The sequence below is a fragment of the Marinobacter sp. EN3 genome, from assembly GCF_000475315.1.
GTDB lineage: Bacteria > Pseudomonadota > Gammaproteobacteria > Pseudomonadales > Oleiphilaceae > Marinobacter > Marinobacter nauticus.
On sequence record NZ_AXCC01000012.1, the window covers coordinates 100,554 to 120,622 of the forward strand.

Genomic DNA, 20,069 nt, shown 5'->3' on the forward strand with positions numbered 1-20,069 from the left:
GCCATGAAGCAATTACTGACTGATCGGGAACGACTTTGAGAGCTATACAGGGAGGAAGCAGCTTATGCCTGATGTAAATGAAACGATTATCAAGTGGCTCCATGGTCAGCAAGACTGGCTACAACAAGCAACTGAGACACTGCTCACTGATGGATGTCTATCCGACGCGAAGCTAGATGAGATGGTCGCCTATCTCAAAACATCTGAGGGACAGGCGGTTACAAACCACCGCCAATTCGGTGGCCTTGCCACTCATGCAACCGCTGCCGGGGAGTTGCGACTCACTGAGATCGGCGACGTTAGCGGAATTGAAAATCTTGCACCCAGGCAGCCTCTGAACTTCGGTAAGGGGAATCTGTGTGTGATCTATGGGCATAACGGCTCAGGCAAGTCCGGTTACACGCGCCTACTAACGAAAGTTTGCGGAAAACCACAAGCAGACGACCTTAAGCCCAATGTGTTCGAAGCCCCGCCTGCTGAGCGTCGTTGTAAGGTTAGCTATTCTGAAAATGGGGTGGCAAGCGATATCGAATGGCCAGCGAATAGCGCACCGATTGATGCGCTTCGGTCTGTTGATATTTTCGACGCCGAAACTGCCGTTGCGTATCTCACGGAGGAAACCGCAGCCACCTACACGCCTCCTTCCGTTGCTCTTTTTGAGGAGCTGGTCAGTGTATGCAACCGTATCAAGGAGAAACTTCAATCTGAGCAGCAAGCCCTAGTCAGTATGCTGCCACGGTTGCCTAACGAATATTCGGCAACGCAGGCAGGCGCTGCTTATCGCGGGTTAAAATCGACCACAGCCGAGGCAGATATAGAACCCATCATTCAATGGGAGCCACACGACCAGACAACTCTGGATCAGTTGGTGGAGCGTTTAAAAACAGCAGATCCAGGACAATTAGCTCGCAATAAACGGAATACTAAGCAGCAGATCAATCAACTTTTGTCGAAGCTCAAATCTGTCGTGACTGCATTCGGCAAAGACCGCCTTGATTCGATACGGTCGTTGAGAGCTGACGCAACTAATAAACGTCGTATGGCTAAAGAGGCGTCTAAGGTGGAGTCTGCCGAGTTGGACGGCGTCGGCACGGACACTTGGCGCTCCTTATGGCAAGCAGCACGAATTTATTCTCAAACCGCCTATCCTGGACAACAGTACCCCGTAACAGACGATGCACGATGTGTTTTGTGTCATCAGGAACTGGGGGAGCAAGCGCAGCAGCGGTTAATGGATTTTGAAAGTTTCGTGCAAGGCCGGCTAGAGACCGAAGCTAAGGCGGCAGAAGAGTCCTATCGACAGGCTTTGGCCGAACTGCCCTTGGGCTTGACAGAGGAACAGTCTGTAACAGCTTGTCAGGCGGCCGGATTGAGCGACGGTCCGTGGCAAAGAAGGCTCATGGAGTTGTGGCGTAAAATCGCCAATACGCGGTCTGCTCTTTTGGACCATGAGTCCAAAGGCAATGTAGAACCGGTGGATTGGCCGACCGATATCATTGAGGAATTGAGCAATCGGGCTCAAGCACTTGAACGTGAAGCCGCGCAGCACGATGAAGACGGAAAACACTTTGATCGCGCCCAAGCCGCCCAAGAAATGCTGAACCTCGAAGCTCGAAAATGGACCGCGCAGCAGGCTGCAGCTATTCGCACCGAGCTTGAGCGACTTCGTAAAGTGGCGATCTACGAAAACTGGAAGCGATCCACTAACTCCCAAGGTATTTCGCGCAAGGCGGGGGAAATTGGCGAGCAGGTTATTACTCAGATGTTCGTAGAACGCTTTAATCGCGAGTTGAAAGCCTTGGGTGCCTCCCGGATAAAGGTTGAGCTTTGCAAATCGCGAACAACAAAAGGCAAATCGCTCCACAAGCTTCGGTTGAAGGGCGCGCAAACGGGGCGTGATCTTCCAGAGTCAGTATTAAGCGAGGGCGAGCGCCGAATCGTGGGGCTGGCAGCGTTTCTCGCGGATGTCGTAGAGCAGCCTCATGCGGCTCCCTTTGTCTTCGACGATCCAATTTCTTCCCTTGATCATGATTACGAATGGCATGTAGCCGTGCGGCTCGCTGAGTTGGCGCAAACGCGGCAAGTGCTTGTGTTTACTCATCGGCTATCACTGTACGGAGCGATGGAAGATGCTGCCAAGAAGGTTGGTGATGCTTGGAAAAGCGATCACTTGCAGCAGCTTTGTATAGAGTCCTTTTCTGGTACTGCAGGACATCCGGCGCATCAAGCGGTATGGAATGCCAATACCAAGAAAGCCAACAACATCCTATTACAAAGGCTTGATGAAGCCAGGAAGGTAGGTGAAACCTCAGGGGCTGAAGCTTACAGGGGGTTAGCTCAAGGTATATGCAGTGACTTCCGAAAATTGCTGGAGCGGACTGTTGAAGACGATCTACTAAATCAAGTTGTGAGGCGTCATCGTCGCAGTGTTACGACGGACAATCGGTTAGCCCCATTGCCGTTGATTAGTCATGAAGATTGTCAGCTTATTGATGACATGATGACCAAGTATTCCTGCTACGAGCATAGTCAGTCATCGGAGGTGCCAGTTTTTATTCCAGAGGCAGATGAGTTGCGAGCCGATATCGAGTCACTGAAAGCATGGCGGGAGATTTTTCGAAAGCGCCCCGAAGGAAGCATTGCCAGTGGCTGAGTCTAGTCCCGTTACAGTAAGCGTGCGAAGTTTCGTCGAGTTCTTTGATGAATCTTCTTTACCGGTGGCAGTCGATACCTACCAGCGAGGCTTTGTGTGGGACCTGGAGAAGGTAACGCAGCTTGCGGAGGACCTCGTGGCTTACGAGGAGCTGGGTGAGAAGGCTCCGCCCTATTACGTGGGCACGGTGCTGGTTCACCGCAGTTCTGCGAAGGGCAAGCGCTTTATTATCGACGGACAGCAACGGTTGACGGCTCTGAGCATCCTGTATCGTCAACTAACGGGTTCCCTGCCGGAACAGTTTGCCATGACGTATTCTTCGCGATCAGCGCGCCGTATTCGCTCGGCGGCAAAAGCCTTTCAGCATCTGCGAAAACCCGGCAAAGAGATCTTTAAACGGATTCGCTTCACCATTATCGAAGTCGATCGGGTAGATCTGGCCTTTACCTTCTTTGACACACAGAACAATCGGGGTGTGCCCTTGCATGCGACCGATTTGCTCAAAGCTTATCACCTGCGTGCAGTAGAGGGTGATGCGAGGGAGCGACTGCAAACGCTGTGTGCCAGCGGCTGGGAGCAAGTCCAGCAAAGCCGCACTGCACTCGGCACGGAGGCGGAGGTCAAGGACTCCGCTCCGCGACTGTTCAACCTGTTTCTGTGGCGGGCAAGGTGTTGGACCGGCAAGCAATTGCCACCTGGTGGCCATGACGCGCTAATGGAGGCTTTCCAAAAAGATACTTGGCCGCTGACCGGCCCGGAAGATGGCATTCCGCTCTACCGTTCCCGTCAGAATCGCCTGGGCACTCATCTTCGGCTTGGTGAGGGCGGACAACGGCAAATCCAGACTCACCCGATCACCCTGAGCGAGAATGCGGCCGATCTGCCGTTTGCTATTCGCCAGCCGGTGCATAGAGGAATCGGTTTTTTCCTTTATGCGGAGAAGTATGGTGCCTTGCTCCACTGGTTGTTGGCAGAAGAGACCAATTCAGCAGAGCGGCGTAATTTTCAAAACATCTATACGGAGCTCATGGGGGCGAACTCCATATACCTGAGGGAAATCTTCGTCCTTGGGGCACTGATGTATGCGGATCAATTTGGCGAGGAGCGGTTGTGGGAATTTGCACTCTGGTATGAACACGCGCTCGGAGCGATACGACTCGTGAAACAGCAGGTGCGTCACGAAGCGGCGAAGAATTTTTTTCGCGATGATGCGCTCAACCTCCTTGACGTTATCGCTGGGGCCTATCTCCCTGATCAAGTCATAGGGCACCTGAAGCGACACCATCGACATGACAGGATCTATGCTGACGAGCAGATCGAAACCGGAAAAGGCGTGCAGGGGCGCTATAAGCGGGCGGTATTGAGCTATTTCCAGACGCCATCCACTAGCCTGAAGGGAAAAGCTGAATGGATAGAGAATCTGGTAAACATGGATCAGGAGGAGGTCAGCCATGGCGTATGACTCGCAAATTATCAGCCTGGCAGAGATCGTTGAAAAGGAAGAGACCTGGACTTTCAATGTGCCTATCTATCAGCGCCTCTACGTGTGGGGAAGTGACCAGGTAAAAACCCTGCTTGATGACCTCGTCAACGCTTACGAGCGGGATGAAGACTTGTTTTTCTTGGGGGGGACACTGGTAGTCGAGCAGCCGTCTAATCATGGACGGAAGTTTGAGCTCATCGATGGGCAGCAACGTTTTACTACCCTGTGGATGCTTTGTCATGTCTGGCGCGGGGCGCTTGAACCTTTTCTGACGGTCAAAGAGGGTCGACAGATTCTCCCGCGTCTGGGCTTTGCCATCCGCCCGACGGTCAATCGTTACCTGAGGTCTTTGGTTTTCATCGGGCACGATGAGGAGAGTGAAGCAGCGAGGGAAACCAGCAAGATGCGGGAGGCCGTTGCGACCATGGAGGCGCTCTTCAAACGCCGAAGCCTTCCCGACGGTGTCAGCCTGGACGAGCATCTGGCGGGACTCAGTCGCTATGTTTTCGAGAAGGTTAAGCTGGTCTTTACCGTGGTTCCCACCGAGACCGATCTGAACAAGCTATTCGAGGTGATCAACAATCGTGGCGTGCAACTCCAGCACCACGAGATTCTCAAGGCTCGGATGCTGGACGCCCTCTCAGACCAGGAGCGTCAGGCTTATGCCATTTTATGGGACAGTTGCGCCGACATGGGAGAGTTTGTGGAACGCGGATTGGCGGCCAACTCCCCGCTAAGCGCTAAGGACGTTGCGCAGCTCTGCGATGCGGGTGCGATGGTTCGTGATGCCGAGCCCCTGGCTAAGGCTGTGGCGGTACTCAAACGGCTCGATGCCACCGTCCAAGATCAGGGTTCGGCCGATGCCCTCGGGCTGGACGAGATTTTGATTTCTCATGAGGAGTGCGGGGAGTTAGATAATACGGATGAGGGAGAGCGCCAGGAGGGAACGACATGGATGCGGAGCATCGTGGGCTTCCCAATGTTTCTGCAGCATGCTCTCCGTATCTGGCTGGTCCGTGAGGGGCGGCCGGATCTGCCGCGCATTTTGGATCGGGAGCTCCTGCAACTGTTTGAAACGCACTTCTTCTATGATGGGACGGACATCGAACAGGCCGAACGCTGCCGCTCCTTCATCAAGTTGCTCTGGGAGCTGCGCTACCTTTTTGACAAGCATTTCATCAAATGGGTCGACCGTGGTGATGAAGAGATCCACATGATCAGCCCGCTCAGTTTAAGCAAAAGCGACGGAGCGCTTAGTTTGAGCCGTGGTCGGGAAAGCGAGAAGCAACAAGGATTCGGCTTGCTCCAGAGCATGCTTTATCACTCGCAGGAAATCACGACCCACTACTGGATCACTCCCTTGCTGAACTTTATCCATGCAGATCCGCAAGAAGCAGAAAATTATTATGAATACCTCCGACACCTCGATATCCACCTTCTTGGATCGACCATAGAGGGAAGCCTGATTGAGCGGACAAGAACATTTCTGGACAACCCCTGGTCACGCTATGCCTTGAACCACCAAGAAGAGCTCAGGAAGGAACATGGTGTCGAATTTCGGCACTATTGGTTCTATAAGTTGGAATTTGTTCTTTGGTACCTGTATCGGAACGAAAATGCCGGATGGCGTGACTTTCGTTTCACAGCCAAGAACTCTGTTGAGCATATTTCTCCCCAAAACCCATTAAAGCAGGACGACAACCGCGTGGAGAAAATGCTGCATCGCTTCGGCAATCTAGCGCTTGTCTCTCGAGGCTTGAATTCCGAATACAGTAACCTGCCTTTCAACGAAAAACGGCAAAGGTTCATTAACAACAACAAATCGACAGTGGATTCGCTGAAGATGAGCGTGATCTACAGGCACGAGACCTGGGGCGATACCTTCGCTCAAAAACACGAGAACGCGATGATTTCAGCTTTTGACAAATACGCTGCAAGTTTGAAGTCAGGGGGTAACGCAGGTTGCCCCTAGTAGTGAGTTTAATTCTTGCCTGTAGCAGGCTACAGTTGGAACTGCTTGCGCCTCCAAAAAAGGAAGTAACTCATGACCATAACGGACTACCACGCCAAGTATTTCGCCTATGAGCTCACCAGGCAGCGCCGTGGTGGTGATGTTGGTCGTCTCACTCAGTCGTTGTTCGATGCTTCGGTAGATCTCAACCCTCACCAGATTGACGCTGCGTTATTCGCTCTACAGAACCCTCTGGTGAAAGGCGTGATTCTGGCGGATGAGGTGGGTTTGGGTAAAACCATCGAGGCAGCCCTGGTGCTGGCTCAGTACTGGGCAGAACGTAGACGGCGGTTGATCGTGGTATGCCCGGCGGCGCTGCGTAAGCAATGGGCGAACGAACTGGCAGAAAAGTTTCATCTGCCATCGCAGGTGCTAGATGCGCGCACCTACAAGGAATTGCGGAAGCAAGGGATCGCAGATCCGTTCGATCAACCTGGCGTCAACGTTATTTCCTATAACTTTGCCGCCAAAATGTCGGATAAATTACGGCTTACGCCGTGGGATTTGGTTGTATTCGACGAGGCCCACAAACTCCGTAACGCACATCGGGAGAGCCACCGCACCGGCCAGGCTATCAAAGAGGCGTTTGGTGCCTGCAACAAATTGCTGCTGACAGCCACGCCCCTGCAAAACTCGCTCATGGAGCTGTACGGCCTATCAACGGTCATCGACAGCCAGTTATTCGGTGATGCGCTCAGCTTCCGGCGGCAGTACCTCCGTGGTGGAGAAGATCTGGAGGGGCTGAAAGACCGACTTCAAGAATTCACCAAGCGGACATTGCGCAAACAGGTTCTGGAATACATTCGGTATACCCAGCGGCGCGCGATCACCATACCTTTTGCCCCGTCGGAAGATGAGCTGCGGCTGTACCATCTTGTGTCAGCCTACCTTCAGCGGGAAAACAGTTACGGCGTTCCGCTGCAACAGCGCCACCTGGTTACTTTGGTAGTCCGGAAGCTCCTTGCCTCTTCCACCAGCGCTATTATCAACACCCTAGAGACCATGATCGACCGGCTGAAGCGGTTGGAGCAAGCGCAGGAAGATGAAGACAACTGGTTGGAAAAACTAATCGGCAGTGAAGATGTCGAAGACGACTTCTTTGATGAAGCAGCTGATGAGGAAGGTGTATACGAGGCTGATGTTGAAGAGCAGGGTGAGCCCATACAACTGGATCGTCTCCGTGGCGAAATTGCGGAGCTGGAACAGTATTTGGATCTGGCTCACAAGATTACGGAAGACGCTAAATCCGAGGCCTTGCTGAATGCCCTTGAGCAAGGCTTCAGTCACATGACTGAAATGGGCGCTGAACGTAAAGCTGTAATTTTCACAGAAAGCCGGCGTACCCAGGAATACTTGCTGCAATTCCTGGAGCGCCATGGCTACCTTGGCAAGGTCGCAACGTTTAGCGGGACCAATAACTCAGCGACGACACAGGCAATTTATAAGCGTTGGTTAGCCCGGAATGAAGGTTCTGATCAAATCACCGGAAGTCCGGCGGTTGACCGTCGAACGGCAATTATTGATCACTTCCGGGATGACGCAGAAATACTCATCGCGACCGAAGCGGCGGCAGAGGGCGTAAATCTACAGTTCTGCAGCCTGGTGGTTAATTACGATTTACCGTGGAACCCTCAGCGTGTAGAGCAACGTATTGGCCGGTGCCACCGTTATGGTCAAAAGTTTGATGTAGTTGTCATCAACTTTCTCAACCAGAAGAACGAAGCAGATCGGCGGGTACTGGAACTGTTAAGCGATAAATTCCATTTGTTCGATGGCCTGTTTGGTGCGTCGGATGAAGTGTTGGGCAGAATTGAGTCCGGTGTCGATTTTGAGAAGCGCATTGCAGCTATCTATGACACGTGCCGTTCTCAGTCAGAGATAGAGCGGGCCTTTAATGAGCTCCAGAAGGAACTGGAAGAAAACATCAATCAAAGGATGCAGGAGACCCAGGAAAAGCTCCTGGAACATTTTGATGCCCAGATTCACGACCTGCTCAAAATTCAGCGCGAGCGTGCGGAGCAACAGCTGGATCGAGTAAGTCGTTTGTTTTGGCAGCTGACCCGTCATCAGCTGGCTCGGTTCGCCACTTTTGATGAAAACCGCCTTGCGTTTAATCTGAAAGAAAGCCCCTTGGCTAAGGTGCCCTCTGGAGCTTATGAATTGATTCGCAAAGGCGAGAAGCCATCAGAGCATGCCCACCTCTACCGCTTGAGCCACCCGCTAGGTGAGTATGTTTTGGACACCGGGCGCAGACTGGAAACGCCGGTTACCGAAATGGTGTTCAACCTTTCCGGGCACGAAGCGAAGCTTTCCGCGCTCCAGCACCTACCGGAAAAATCTGGATGGCTAGAGCTCAATCTCCTGGAGCTGCAAAGCTTTCAGCAGGAAGAGCATCTGGTCTTTACCGCAATCACCGATGGTGGAACATTGCTGGACGAAGAGCAGTGCGAGCTCATCTTCCGGTTGCAAGGTGAGGCTTTGTCCAGCAGCTCGGATGGGCTTGCTCTTCAGCCCGATAGTCTTTTGACTGAAACGGTTACTCGGCAGCTGGACGCTCGGCTCAGCCGGTTGTTGGACGAAAACAACCAATACTTTCAGCGGGAACGCTCAAAGCTTGAAGCCTGGGCGGATGATCAATTATTGAGCGCAGAACAAAAGCTAGAGGATACCCGGGCACGAATCAAAGAAGCCAAACGGCAGGCTAGACTGGCCGAGAGTGTTGAGCAGCAGAAGCACGCCGAAGAGGAGCTACAGCGTTTGAGTCGGTTGCAGCGCAGGCAGCGACAGGAAATATTTGACGTAGAGGATGAGATTGAAGCGCGCCGAGATGCTTTGATTGAGGCCCTGGAAAAGCAAATGCATCAAAGCAGCAGCTCTCATCATCTGTTTCGCATTCGCTGGCGCCTGGAATAAAATCAATATCAAAACAAATTAGAGATTACCCCGGCATTTGTGGGAGAATCCCGCCCATTTTTGATCTACCGGCAAGCCAGACTAGCTGGCCAGGTCGAGTTGTCCGTACTGGACGTAGGTATCTGACGGGAAAGGTTAATCATGCCCAAGCTAGGTTATCTGAACCATCTCAAGCTGAGCGGTTTTCGTTCAATTAAGGAAATGGACCTGCCCCTTGGCCGGCTCAACGTCCTGATTGGGCCTAACGGTGCCGGGAAGTCCAACTTCATCAACTTCTTCCGATTCATGAACAAGCTGCTCCAGAAGGATCTCCAGCTCTATGTGGCAGAGCAGGGGGGAGCAGATGCCGTTTTGCATTTTGGTCGGAAGCAAACGCCGTTACTTTCAGCCAATTTGAGGTTTGACCCAAACTCATACGGCTGTGAGCTGATTCCAACTAACGACGGGCGTTTGGTCTTCCAGTCTGAAATCTGTCGTTTTGACGGAAATAAGATTGGCTATGATGGCGGGGTCAAACGGAGGACCCTGGCCGAGCCGGGCTCCTCGGAGTCAGGATTGCCGAAGCCTAGCACCGCTACTATAGCTGGCCATGTTGCAGGGTATATCGAAGACTGGAAGGTTTATCACTTCCATGACACAAGCAAAACGGCTCTGGTGAAGCAGCCTTGTGAAGTCATGGATAACGAACGCTTGAGAGAGCAAGGGGAAAACCTCGCAGCTTTTCTGTTTGACGTGCAGGAGCACCAACCAGAGGCATACCGGCGCATTGTGACGACCGTTCAGCGCGCGGCGCCGTTTTTCCACGACTTCATCCTGGAGCCCGATCGCCACAACGACAGCAAAATCCGGCTCCGTTGGAAGCATAAGGGCAACGATGCTTATTTTGATGCCCATTCCTTGTCTGATGGAACCCTTCGCTTTATTTGCCTCGCAACACTGCTGCTTCAACCAAAACTGCCGTCGGTGATCCTGTTGGATGAGCCGGAATTGGGTTTGCACCCGTACGCTATCCAGCTGCTGGGCTCCATGCTGCGGTCAGCCAGTGAGAACACGCAGATTGTTGCTTCAACCCAGTCCGTAACGCTTGCCAACGAGTTTCAGCCAGAAAACGTGATTGTGGTAGAGCACAGGGACAACAACTCTCAGTTCCGGCGGCTTGAACCTGAAGCGTTTGAGTCCTGGCTTGAAGACTATCGCCTGGGCGACCTGTGGGAGAAAAACCTGCTTGGAGGCACGCCCCTATGATCAGGCTTGGAGTCAGTGTTGAGGGTGCGACGGAGCGGGAATTTGTTACCAGGGTTCTCGCTCCTTTTTTGAGCCAGCATGGCATCTTTGCCAGCCCGATAGACATGCGCGGCAAGGTATCATTGGATCGCATCGGTAACGAGCTGAAACGATTGATCCCGGCCTTTGATTACGTGACCACATTTTACGACTACTACGGCTTTCATAAACGCCCAGAGGGTGGCGTGGAAGCCGTTGAGCATTCCATTAAAGAACTCCTGGAACCTGGGCAACAACATCTGCTGCTGCCATACGTGCAGCTATACGAGTTCGAGGCATTGGTATTGGCCGCGCCAGACCATGCGGAGAATACGCTTGGCGTAAATGGCCTAGCCGAACAGCTGAGGCAAATCGTCACAACAGCAGGCGGTGCCGAAAATGTAAATGACGGCTATGAAACCTGCCCTTCCCGCCGAATTAAAGGCCTGGCTGCCGCCTACGACAAAAAGCTCCACGGCCCGGTAATACTTGAACAATCACTGGATGCGGTGCGCAACCAGTGCCCCAGATTTAACGCTTGGGTTTCAAGCCTCGTCGAATTGGCCTGAATCTACCCCCCAACCTGCCAAGTTTGATCTTTAAACAGGGAATACCATGAGTAACGCGACACAGCAGTTAAAAGCCCAGCAACGTCGACAGAAATTTGCCGACCTTTTGCGCGAAATGTTCCAGCTCAATCAGCCGGAACTGGATTTTGGGCTCTATCGCATTATGCATGCCCGTAAGGATGACATTAATCGGTTTATCGAGCAGGACTTGCCGAGAATCACTCAGGAAGCGTTCAGCCAATACGCCAGCCAGGATCAGGCACAGCTTGAAGCCGAACTGGAAGAGCACATCAAGAGCGCGAAAGGCCTGGGTATGGACCCAGACGCAATTCCCAAGGTGCAGGAACTCAAGCAGCAGTTGCAGGGTGGATTTGATCTCGCGCGAGAAGAGGGCGAAGTCTACGACGCATTGGTGACCTTCTTTAACCGTTACTACAACGAGGGCGACTTCCTGTCGCGCCGGGTATATAAAGACGGCACCTACGCGATTCCCTACCAGGGCGAAGAGGTAGTGCTGCACTGGGCCAACAAAGACCAGTATTACATTAAAAGCAGCGAGACCTTGCGGGATTACAGCTTCCGACTGAACCCGGATGCTGGCCCTGGCGAAGACCCCATGCGTGTCCATTTCAAGCTGGTGGACGCGGAAGCCGGTGCCAAGGACAACAATAAAGAAGCAGGTGATAGTCGCCGAGTCTTCGTGCTGGACGTAGAGAACCCATTTGAGCTGATCACAGGTGAAGCAACCGAGTACGGTGACCAGCACACCGAACTGCAATGTCGGTTCGTGTTTCGGCCGGCAACGGAAAGCGACTGGACGGAAGCCGAGAAGAAGAAGGCGACAGCTGCGGCCCAGAAGAAACCGCCGACACAGGATGCCCTCAGAGCAATTGCTGAAGAAAGGTTTTGGGGGTCAGACTGCGATTTGCCCGAGCCCTGGAAGAGTGCGCTTGCAAAGCCTTACCGTAAAGCCGATGGCAGCCAGGCTGATTATTCGATGCTGGCTGGGCAACTGAATAACTACACCAAAAAGAACACGTTTGACTATTTCATCCACAAAGATCTCGCCGGATTTTTAACCCGGGAGCTGGATTTTTACATCAAGAATGAACTCCTAGATTGGGAGGATATCGCCTCTTTAAAAAATGACACGGCAAGACTCGCCCCATTGGTCAGCAAGATTGAAGTGATTCGTTCGCTTGGAGAGAAGATCATCGCTTTCCTTGCGCAGTTGGAGAACTTTCAGAAGAAACTGTGGTTGAAAAAGAAGTTCGTAACCGAAACTAATTACTGTTTGACGTTAGATATACTTGCTGGCAATGACAGTCTTCTAGCAGAGATCTTTAAGAATGGTGATCAATTAAAAGAGTGGGAAGATCTCTATAAGGTCGATTTGACCGATCTTCGGAAGTGTTTAGAAAAAGAAGGTTATTCAGGTATTCTTGATAATCCGAAATACCGGTACCTTTTGGTCGATACTGCAAAATTTGATAACTCTTTTAAACAGAGTCTAATTGATTTTGTTGAGGGAATTGACGAGAAGTGTGATGGAGTTCTGATCAATGCAGAAAACTTCCAAGGGCTGTCTTTCTTGAAGGAGAAATATGCGTCAGAAGTCGAGTGCATTTACATAGATCCGCCATATAACACTGATGCCAGTGCCATAATGTATAAAAATGGATATAAGTCATCAAGTTGGATGTCGTTGATGAATGACCGACTTCAGTTAGCAAGAGATTTGATGCGTCGTGATGGTGTTTTGGCGTCAGCTATAGATGATGAACAGCAAAAAGAGCTCGCATTTCTATTAGAGTCTGTCTTTAGGTCGGAGCTCCTGGGAGTGTTTTCTATCCGGTCTAACCCCTCAGGTCGACCGACCAAGACCGGATACTCTGTTTCGCATGAGTACAACCTTTTTGTAGGAAAGAGTGATGAGTCTAATATAAGTAGACTGCCCCCGACCGATGCTCAGCTGTCACGGTTCAGCGAGAAGGATGAGTTTGGAATCTTTGAATGGAGAAATTTAAGAAGAGAAGGCTCGAACTCTGATCGAAACGCAAGGCGCGCACTTTATTATCCAATCTATATCAGACATGAAAAGGCTTACGTGCCAGAAATGTACTGGGAAGAGCAAGATAAGTCATGGGTCGTTACTGAAGATCCAGAGCCCTCTGATTCAGTTGTTTGGCCGATTAACGACCAAGGGGATGAAAAGACGTGGAGGTGGGAGAATTCGAAAGTCGCTTCATCACCAGATCTAATTGGTATTCGAAAGGATCGATCAGGAAAAGACTATGTATATTACAAGAGGCGTCCAAATGATGACGGTGTAGTATCAGTATCTTCTTGGTTTGACGCTAAGTATTCGGCAACTGAGCATGGTTCAGCGTTGATTAAGGATTTATTCGGAAAGATGGCTTTTTCCTACCCAAAATCAATTCATGCGGTTAAGGACACTGTTCATATTTCTGGTGGAAGCAAAAAGGATGCTAAAGTCCTTGATTTCTTTGCCGGATCAGGAACCACTGGCCATGCGGTCATTGATAAAAACAGAATCGATGGCGGAAATCGTAAATATATTTTGATCGAGATGGGAGAGCATTTCGATACTGTTATTATTCCTAGGTTGAAAAAGGTGTCGTATTCTGCACGCTGGAAAGGTGGAATGCCTCAACTATCGGAAGATGGCACATTCGAATCCATGTCACAGCTCTTCAAATATCTTCGACTTGAAAGCTATGAAGATTCTCTCAACAACTTGTCTCTAACCAAGTTGCCAAATCAACAAAAGATCTTTGGCGAGCTGTCAACGCCTCAGGCTCAAGCTGCCCGAGAAGCGTATTTTTTGAATTACATGCTTGAAGTTGAATCACGGGAATCTAACTCCCTTCTTAATGCTAGGAAGTTCTGGAAGCCAGATCATTACGAGCTTAAAGTTTGCGCTTCTAATAGTGATCAAACTCGGTCTATAAATGTCGATTTGCTGGAAACCTTCAACTATCTGCTGGGTTTGAAGGTAGAGCATATCGCTGCACCAATTCACTTCGAGGCTGAGCTGAACCAAGGCGAATACGGTCGCTGGCAGGCGAAGGTCAAACGTAGTGAAACCGGCAAGTGGTGGTTCCGAACCGTCTACGGCACGAATCGGGCAGGGCAGCAGGTGTTGGTGGTATGGAGAAACCTGCCGTCGGTTATTGATGGAGAGGCCGATGGCATCCAAAAGGACAATGCCGTGCTGGATGCGGTACTGATCGAGAAGCTCTCTATTCGCATGACCGAAAGCCAGGACGACGAGATCGACGTGCTGTATGTAAACGGTGACCACAATATCAGTATCCCCCGGTCCCGCAAGGGTGAGCCCATGGAGCAGGCGCGTATCCAGCTGATTGAAGAAGCGTTCCATCGGCTGATGTTCGCCGACACCGAAGCGGTTCACTAAGGGGAATATCATGGCAGCACGGAAATCCGCCAAGGGCAGCAAACAGACGTTGCCCTTCCGCCATCACCTGGTGCTGAACCAGTGGTTGTTCTCTTTGTTCGGCTTCGATTCTCTCAGTGGGCAGTTTGAGTTGGGAAACCGGGAGGCGCCAACGCTTGAGGCGTTCCGGGACCGTTTCCAGTTGATTGGCGAAACCAGTGGCCGAAATGCCGAGGGAGAGCACCTGCTGATCCAGAGAATCCGGGAGAATCTCAACGAAAATGCCACGCTGAGCGATGAGCAACTGCTGGAGTACGACCGCCGGATTAAGCAGCTGACGGATACTATCAATAACGCGCGCCTCGCTTCTGGTGAGGAGCCAATTGAATGGAAGTACTTCCAGTACCTGACGCTGTTGTTTACCGAGATCTACCTCGACTATCTGTTCACTAAACCGGATGAGCTACTGGAAGCCCTCAACCATCAGATTGAGCGTTGGAATGAGCACTGGATTGTGGAGCAGGGCTTTAAGCATAAGCCCCTGGAATTGCTGAACCCGGACGATGATCTATGGCCGCAGCTCAACATGGTGGCCTATTGGAGCGCGACCGGGTCCGGCAAGACTCTGATCATGCATGCCAACATTCTGCAGTATCGCTTTTACCTGCAAAGGTATGGCAAAGCCGGGGATATCAACAAGATCATTTTGCTGACTCCCAACGAGGGGCTCACGCAGCAGCACCTGGGTGACCTGGAGAAATCTGGCATCAGGGCCAGCGAGTTCTCTGCGCGTGGTGGTGACCTGTTTGCCCAGGATGTGATTGTTATCGACATCAACAAGCTCCGCGATAGCGAGAAGAAGAAAACGGTAGCGGTCGACTCTTTTGGCTCTCGCAACTTGTTGTTGGTAGACGAGGGCCACCGGGGCACGGCCAGTGGTGGTGGCAGCTGGTACGACTACCGGCAAAAATTGTGTTCGTTGGGTTTTTCCTTCGAATACTCCGCTACGTTTGCCCAGTCAGGCTCCAAACACGAGAACCTGCGCCAGACTTATACCAAGGCCATTCTGTTCGATTACTCCTACCGACATTTCTACGGGGATGGCTACGGTAAGCAGTCTCAGATTCTGAACCTGCAAGCCAATCCCAATGCCCAGGATGAATTTCGATATCTGGTTGCCTCGTTACTGAGCTACTACCAGCAATTGCGTTTGTTCGAAGAACAAGGTGCCCGCTTCAAGCCCTTCAACCTGGAGAGGCCCCTGTGGGTGTTCGTCAGTTCCAAAGTGACGGCCGGGCTATCCAGCGGTGAAGCTTCCGATACGGTTCAGGTGCTGGCGTTTATCGACCAGGTATTGCACAAGCAGGAAGAAACGGTCGCCGCGATTGATTACCTGCTGAAGCGCGGCATGGTCGCCAAGGGTGGTGCCGATCTGTTGCATGGCCGATTCAATTACCTGAAAGAGCTTGGCGAAAGTGGGGATACGCTTTACCACGACCTGCTAGACAGAGTGTTCCACAGCAGCGGTGGGCGCCTCCACATCGAAAACATTACCGGGATTTCCGGTGAAATTGCGCTTCGAGCTGGCACGTCAGACACGCCGTTTGGTGTCATCAACGTGGGCGATGACGCAAAGCTGGTCAAACTCTGCGAGAAGCACGACCTGTTCACTCAGGATTCTCGTTTTAGCGAAAGCCTGTTCCATGGCATCAATACCGACGGCTCGCCGGTCAACCTACTGCTGGGCTCGAAGAAGTTCACCGAGGGTTGGAGCAGTTGGCGCGTTTCCAACATGACGTTGATGAACGTTGGCAAAAATGAGGGCGCCCAGATCATTCAGCTTTTCGGCCGTGGTGTGCGGCTGAAGGGTTGGAAAACAACGCTGAAGCGCTCTGCCGAGCTGGTAACCGGATTGAGAGAGGCCGGCATAGAACGGCCTGAACACATCGGTGTCATGGAGACACTGAACATTTTCGGGGTGAAGGCTGATTACATTGCTCAGTTCCGGAAAGAGCTGGAAGACGAAGAGATTCCGGTTAACGAAGGCCTGGAAGAATTCGTGCTTCCGCTGAAACCGATGAAGGATCTGCGCAAGGATCTTCATGTCGTGCGTGTGAAGGAAAGCATTGCCAATAAGGCCATTGGCGGTTCCGGTACGGCATTTCAGGAACTCGCCGAACAAGTGGTACTGAAGGCGCCAGGAGACTTGCAGCCGACTGAGATTGACTACTTTTGCAATCCGCCAAGAGTAAGTTTGGATTTCTATCCCCAGGTTGGACTATTCGCAACTGACAAGAAGGGCGTTCAGAACACGGGTGCCAAGGTCCAGCGTCTAAAGCCGACTCACATTGCGTTGCTGGATGTGCAGCGCCTTTACTTCGAGCTGCTGGCATTCAAGCGGGACAAACGTTGGTCGAATCTCACCATCACTCAGGATGTGGTTGAAAAGCTGCTCACAGACAACCGGTACGACTGGTACCGGCTTTATGCCCCTGATGAGGCGATGGAGCTCGGTCGGCTGGAGAAGATGACGTTGTGGCATGACATGGCGATCTCTCTGCTCAGAAAGTACTGTGAGCTGTTCTATGGCTTCCGTAGAAAGCAGTGGGAGGCGGACAAGCTTGAATACCGGCCTATTACTGAAAACCGGAAGTATTTGCCTGGTGTCAGCGAGGCAGCACCAGATGGCAGCTATACGATCACGCTGGACCGGGTACGGCATGACTCATTGATCAAGCAGCTGTCCAATCTCCGCGAAAGTATTGCCGAGGGGGACGTAGACTTCTGGAATGAGAAGGTTGCAGAAGGGCTGGAATTCATTTGGTGCGAGCGGCATTTCTATCAGCCTCTGCTGGCGTCGACACAAGGCTTGGACTTCCAGGTAAGCCCGGTGTCACTGAACAAGGGTGAGGCTGATTTTGTGCGAGATGTACAGGCAGCCACAAAATCTGGTGTGTTTGAAGGCTACGAAGTCTACCTGTTGCGGAACCAGACCGGGCAAGGTGCCGTAGGTGTGTTCGTCGACGGCGGCTTTTATCCGGACTTCATCTTGTGGCTAGTGAAAGGTCAGTCGCAAAAAGTCGTGTTCGTCGACCCGAAAGGCCTCCGCCATCACAAACCGGACGATCCCAAAGTTCGCTTCCATGAGACCATCAAAGATATCGAGCGAGACCTGCGCCAGCAGCAACCTGAGAACGCAGGAATCGAGCTACATGCCTTCCTGATCTCGGAAACCCACTCCTCCCAGTTGGTGAGTCAGTGGAGGGATGCAGCGGGCCAGCCCGTGACACGCGAGCTTATGGAAAGCTGGAATATCCTCTTCCGGGAGGAGGATGACCGATATATTGAGAAGCTGGTTGGGAGGATTTCTACGATCTAGACATGTATGGTTTGGGGGCGCGCTCGAAAGTGGGCTGGTCAGCTCAAGACGGGAGAGCTCCCGGCAAGGAGGCTCCTGTCACCGTTGCTTTCGAATGTGCTTCTAACCATAACTGGTGTGGAGCCATATAACCGGTTGTGTGATAGGGCGGGGGAGGTAACTCCCCCAACGGCTCGATTAATTTATTCTCGATCCAGCCTTTACATCATGAGGTGTAAGATACTCACAATCTTGAATGCAGCGAGCTGTTAGATCAAAATCTGCTTCCATTTCCCTCATCACTGTTTCGAGCGCGCTCGCAGAATCTCCATATTTCGTTGGTTGCTCCGAAACGTCGTCTTCGTTGAATTTTTTAAGATAAAAGTCAAGAATTTCAGGTCTTTTATTTTTTATTTCATCTATTAGCTCTATTATAATTTTTTTTCTGCTTTGTGATGTGCCTATTACATTCTTTTGGTCCCATAAATAAAGGCCAATTGACCGGCGTATATTGCTTTTTTTTGTGCTCCAGCGCTTTAAAATAAGCCCTTCGCTTAACCTTAGGCGATCTACTGTCGATGCTAGGTTTCTCTTCAATTCTTTGTTTTTCTTGGAATTATTTTTTTCAAAACTTACTAGCTCTTCGGCTTCCGCCCTTACAGAAAGTCCCTTTATATAGTCATTCAAATGGTCAGCCTGAAGTTTGATTATATCTATTAAATTTCTGATGTTGGATTGGTCTCGATCTACATAGAATGCAACCTTGTATTGATTCTGATCTCCTATAATCTGGTCTCCAGACCCCTTCCAGGAATTGCTTATCTTTTCTTTTATATTGGATAGCTTTTCGTTTCCATCTATAAACACAACAAGGTCCCAAGGTTCCGATATTTTTGCCTGAGACTCTTTTGTCAATATCTGAATGCCTCTGGGATGACTTCCCTTTTTCGGAAAAACAAAAGAAGGAATTTTAGCGATCTCGTTCATCCCTAGATTTTTAATAACAAAGGCGTCAATTAGCTTTGAAGAGTCAATTAGGGAGTTCCAAAGCTCAGTTATGACGAATCCGTATTTGTAAGTGAGCCCATGAAGTTGGGACACGACTGTCATCTCATCGTCGTTGAGCTGATTGATGAACGCATCATAGCGTGCAAGCTGCTCTTCAAAACGTATGTCGATGAAGCCGTCTTCGAGCTGTCTCCTGTGGAAAGCATATGTGATGCCAAAGCAAAACTCGTTTAATTCCGCTGCTAATTGTTCACTGGTTGGTAAAGGCTGCCAGGGTTCAGAAGGCGAAAATTTCTCCAATAGGAGAAAAGTATCATCGAGTAGCTGATTGCTTTCTTCCAAGTCTAAGTCCAGGTCGTTGGAGCCGGGCGCTTGCCATAATTGAAGGTGGGTGTGACGGCTTGAATACAGAAAAAGCCATAGATCGCGGTGTCGTTGCTCAGCGAAACGTTCATCTAGCGTGGTGTGCAAATCGCTAAAGCTTTTTGATGGTGAGGTTCTTTCCATGTTTTTGCAGTTATCTCCCACGGGGTGTTGCTTTCTGAATTTGGTTGATTCTGGTTCCATTGTAGCTGAACCCACATCGCAATTCGTACAGGAGGCTGCATGACCGCACCATCGCTAACTACCGCCGGATCTTTGAGGATTCTCAAAATCCATGAGGTTCTAGAAATGACGTCTCTCTCGCGAGCGACCCACTTCGCGAAACTGAATGTGAATTCCTCAAGCTACGACCCGGACTACCCAAAACCCATCAAGCTAGGAGCGCGATCCGTTGGTTACGTTGAGCAAGAGGTCATTGACTGGCTGCAGGCGAGGATGGAGGCCCGATCGTGAATCTGCCAGATACTCTTTCGGCACTGCCAGTAATGAACCAGCCGCTGCAGGCGCCCGGCTCATGTCCAATGACACACAATCTTGTTTACTCGTTGTTGAGGAAAACCCAGGCACCAGCTGACTTGATTTTGCTGTCAGCATTGTCGACTTATTCCCTTCTTTTGCAGGGCAGGGTCGATGTTGAGCGTCCAGGAGTGGGGGTGGGTCCGGTTTCACTTTTTGGGTTAACGATTGCCGATTCCGGGGAAAGGAAATCTACAGTTGCTCGTCTTTTGGAGAGGCCTGTTGTTGAGTTTCAATCTCGCCAAAATGAGGAGTACGCAGAAAAGGTGGCCAGCTACGAAGCTGAGACCGAAATTTTCCAGGACGCAGTAAAGGTATTAAGAAAGAGAATTTCAGGCAGACTGAAAAAGGAGCTAGATGTCGATGATTTGAAGTGTCAACTAGTGGAGCTGAGAAAGCAGAAACCGAAAAAGCCAAGAAAAATTCAGATGATTTTTGAGGATGTGACAACCGAAGCAATTGCTGTTGAGTTGATGCGTATTCCGGCGAACGT

11 protein-coding genes are annotated in these 20,069 nt (G+C 51.1%); 10 read left to right on the top strand and 1 reads right to left on the bottom strand.

Annotation, left to right across the window (positions count from 1 at the left end):
• Positions 1 to 64: 64 nt before the first annotated feature.
• The 8 genes from Q675_RS24360 to Q675_RS24395 all read left to right on the top strand — a co-directional run bounded on the left by Q675_RS24360 (position 65) and on the right by Q675_RS24395 (position 17,689).
• Positions 65 to 2,653 (top strand): AAA family ATPase, encoded by a 2,589-nt coding sequence (locus Q675_RS24360; protein ID WP_023010795.1) that lies wholly within the window; start codon positions 65 to 67, stop codon positions 2,651 to 2,653.
• On the top strand, positions 2,646 to 4,115 hold the full coding sequence (locus Q675_RS24365) for a DUF262 domain-containing protein (RefSeq protein ID WP_023010796.1): 1,470 nt from the start codon (positions 2,646 to 2,648) through the stop codon (positions 4,113 to 4,115). Before Q675_RS24360 ends, Q675_RS24365 begins: the two co-directional genes overlap by 8 nt.
• Positions 4,105 to 6,108, top strand: coding sequence for a DUF262 domain-containing protein (locus Q675_RS24370; protein ID WP_023010797.1), 2,004 nt, complete (start codon positions 4,105 to 4,107; stop codon positions 6,106 to 6,108). Before Q675_RS24365 ends, Q675_RS24370 begins: the two co-directional genes overlap by 11 nt.
• Positions 6,109 to 6,180: 72 nt before the next feature.
• Entirely contained in the window at positions 6,181 to 9,060 is a 2,880-nt protein-coding gene (locus Q675_RS24375) for an SNF2-related protein (protein ID WP_023010798.1), read from the top strand.
• 141 nt (positions 9,061 to 9,201) lie between these two features.
• The gene (locus Q675_RS24380) at positions 9,202 to 10,305 is read left to right on the top strand and encodes an AAA family ATPase (RefSeq protein WP_023010799.1); all 1,104 of its coding nucleotides are present in this window, start codon (positions 9,202 to 9,204) and stop codon (positions 10,303 to 10,305) included.
• Positions 10,302 to 10,892 carry a DUF4276 family protein gene (locus Q675_RS24385; RefSeq protein WP_023010800.1) on the top strand — a complete coding sequence of 197 codons (591 nt, stop codon included), beginning with the start codon at positions 10,302 to 10,304 and terminating at the stop codon, positions 10,890 to 10,892. Before Q675_RS24380 ends, Q675_RS24385 begins: the two co-directional genes overlap by 4 nt.
• A gap of 46 nt (positions 10,893 to 10,938) precedes the next feature.
• The gene (locus tag Q675_RS24390) at positions 10,939 to 14,331 is read left to right on the top strand and encodes a site-specific DNA-methyltransferase (RefSeq protein WP_023010801.1); all 3,393 of its coding nucleotides are present in this window, start codon (positions 10,939 to 10,941) and stop codon (positions 14,329 to 14,331) included.
• A gap of 10 nt (positions 14,332 to 14,341) precedes the next feature.
• Positions 14,342 to 17,689 carry a DEAD/DEAH box helicase family protein gene (locus tag Q675_RS24395; protein ID WP_023010802.1) on the top strand — a complete coding sequence of 1,116 codons (3,348 nt, stop codon included), beginning with the start codon at positions 14,342 to 14,344 and terminating at the stop codon, positions 17,687 to 17,689.
• A gap of 177 nt (positions 17,690 to 17,866) precedes the next feature.
• Here the strand turns inward: Q675_RS24395 and Q675_RS24400 are convergent, their stop codons facing one another.
• Positions 17,867 to 19,183, bottom strand: coding sequence for a hypothetical protein (locus Q675_RS24400; protein ID WP_152525354.1), 1,317 nt, complete (start codon positions 19,181 to 19,183; stop codon positions 17,867 to 17,869).
• Positions 19,184 to 19,282: 99 nt separating this feature from the next.
• Between Q675_RS24400 and Q675_RS38610 the strand changes: the two genes are divergently transcribed.
• Positions 19,283 to 19,513, top strand: a complete 231-nt coding sequence (locus Q675_RS38610) for a helix-turn-helix transcriptional regulator (RefSeq protein ID WP_023010804.1) — start codon at positions 19,283 to 19,285, stop codon at positions 19,511 to 19,513.
• Positions 19,510 to 20,069, top strand: a 560-nt coding sequence (locus tag Q675_RS24410; protein WP_152525355.1) for a DUF3987 domain-containing protein, incomplete at its 3' end; no start/stop codon positions are given. The genes Q675_RS38610 and Q675_RS24410, both read left to right, overlap by 4 nt.

Bases quoted from the DNA above. Each gene is read 5' to 3' on its own strand.
- Q675_RS24360 (WP_023010795.1), top strand. From the start codon at position 65: ATGCCTGATGTAAATGAAACGATTATCAAGTGGCTCCATGGTCAGCAA.
- Q675_RS24370 (WP_023010797.1), top strand. From the start codon at position 4,105: ATGGCGTATGACTCGCAAATTATCAGCCTGGCAGAGATCGTTGAAAAG.
- Q675_RS24375 (WP_023010798.1), top strand. From the start codon at position 6,181: ATGACCATAACGGACTACCACGCCAAGTATTTCGCCTATGAGCTCACC.
- Q675_RS24380 (WP_023010799.1), top strand. From the start codon at position 9,202: ATGCCCAAGCTAGGTTATCTGAACCATCTCAAGCTGAGCGGTTTTCGT.
- Q675_RS24385 (WP_023010800.1), top strand. From the start codon at position 10,302: ATGATCAGGCTTGGAGTCAGTGTTGAGGGTGCGACGGAGCGGGAATTT.
- Q675_RS24390 (WP_023010801.1), top strand. From the start codon at position 10,939: ATGAGTAACGCGACACAGCAGTTAAAAGCCCAGCAACGTCGACAGAAA.
- Q675_RS24395 (WP_023010802.1), top strand. From the start codon at position 14,342: ATGGCAGCACGGAAATCCGCCAAGGGCAGCAAACAGACGTTGCCCTTC.
- Q675_RS24400 (WP_152525354.1), bottom strand. From the start codon at position 19,183: ATGGAAAGAACCTCACCATCAAAAAGCTTTAGCGATTTGCACACCACG.
- Q675_RS38610 (WP_023010804.1), top strand. From the start codon at position 19,283: ATGACCGCACCATCGCTAACTACCGCCGGATCTTTGAGGATTCTCAAA.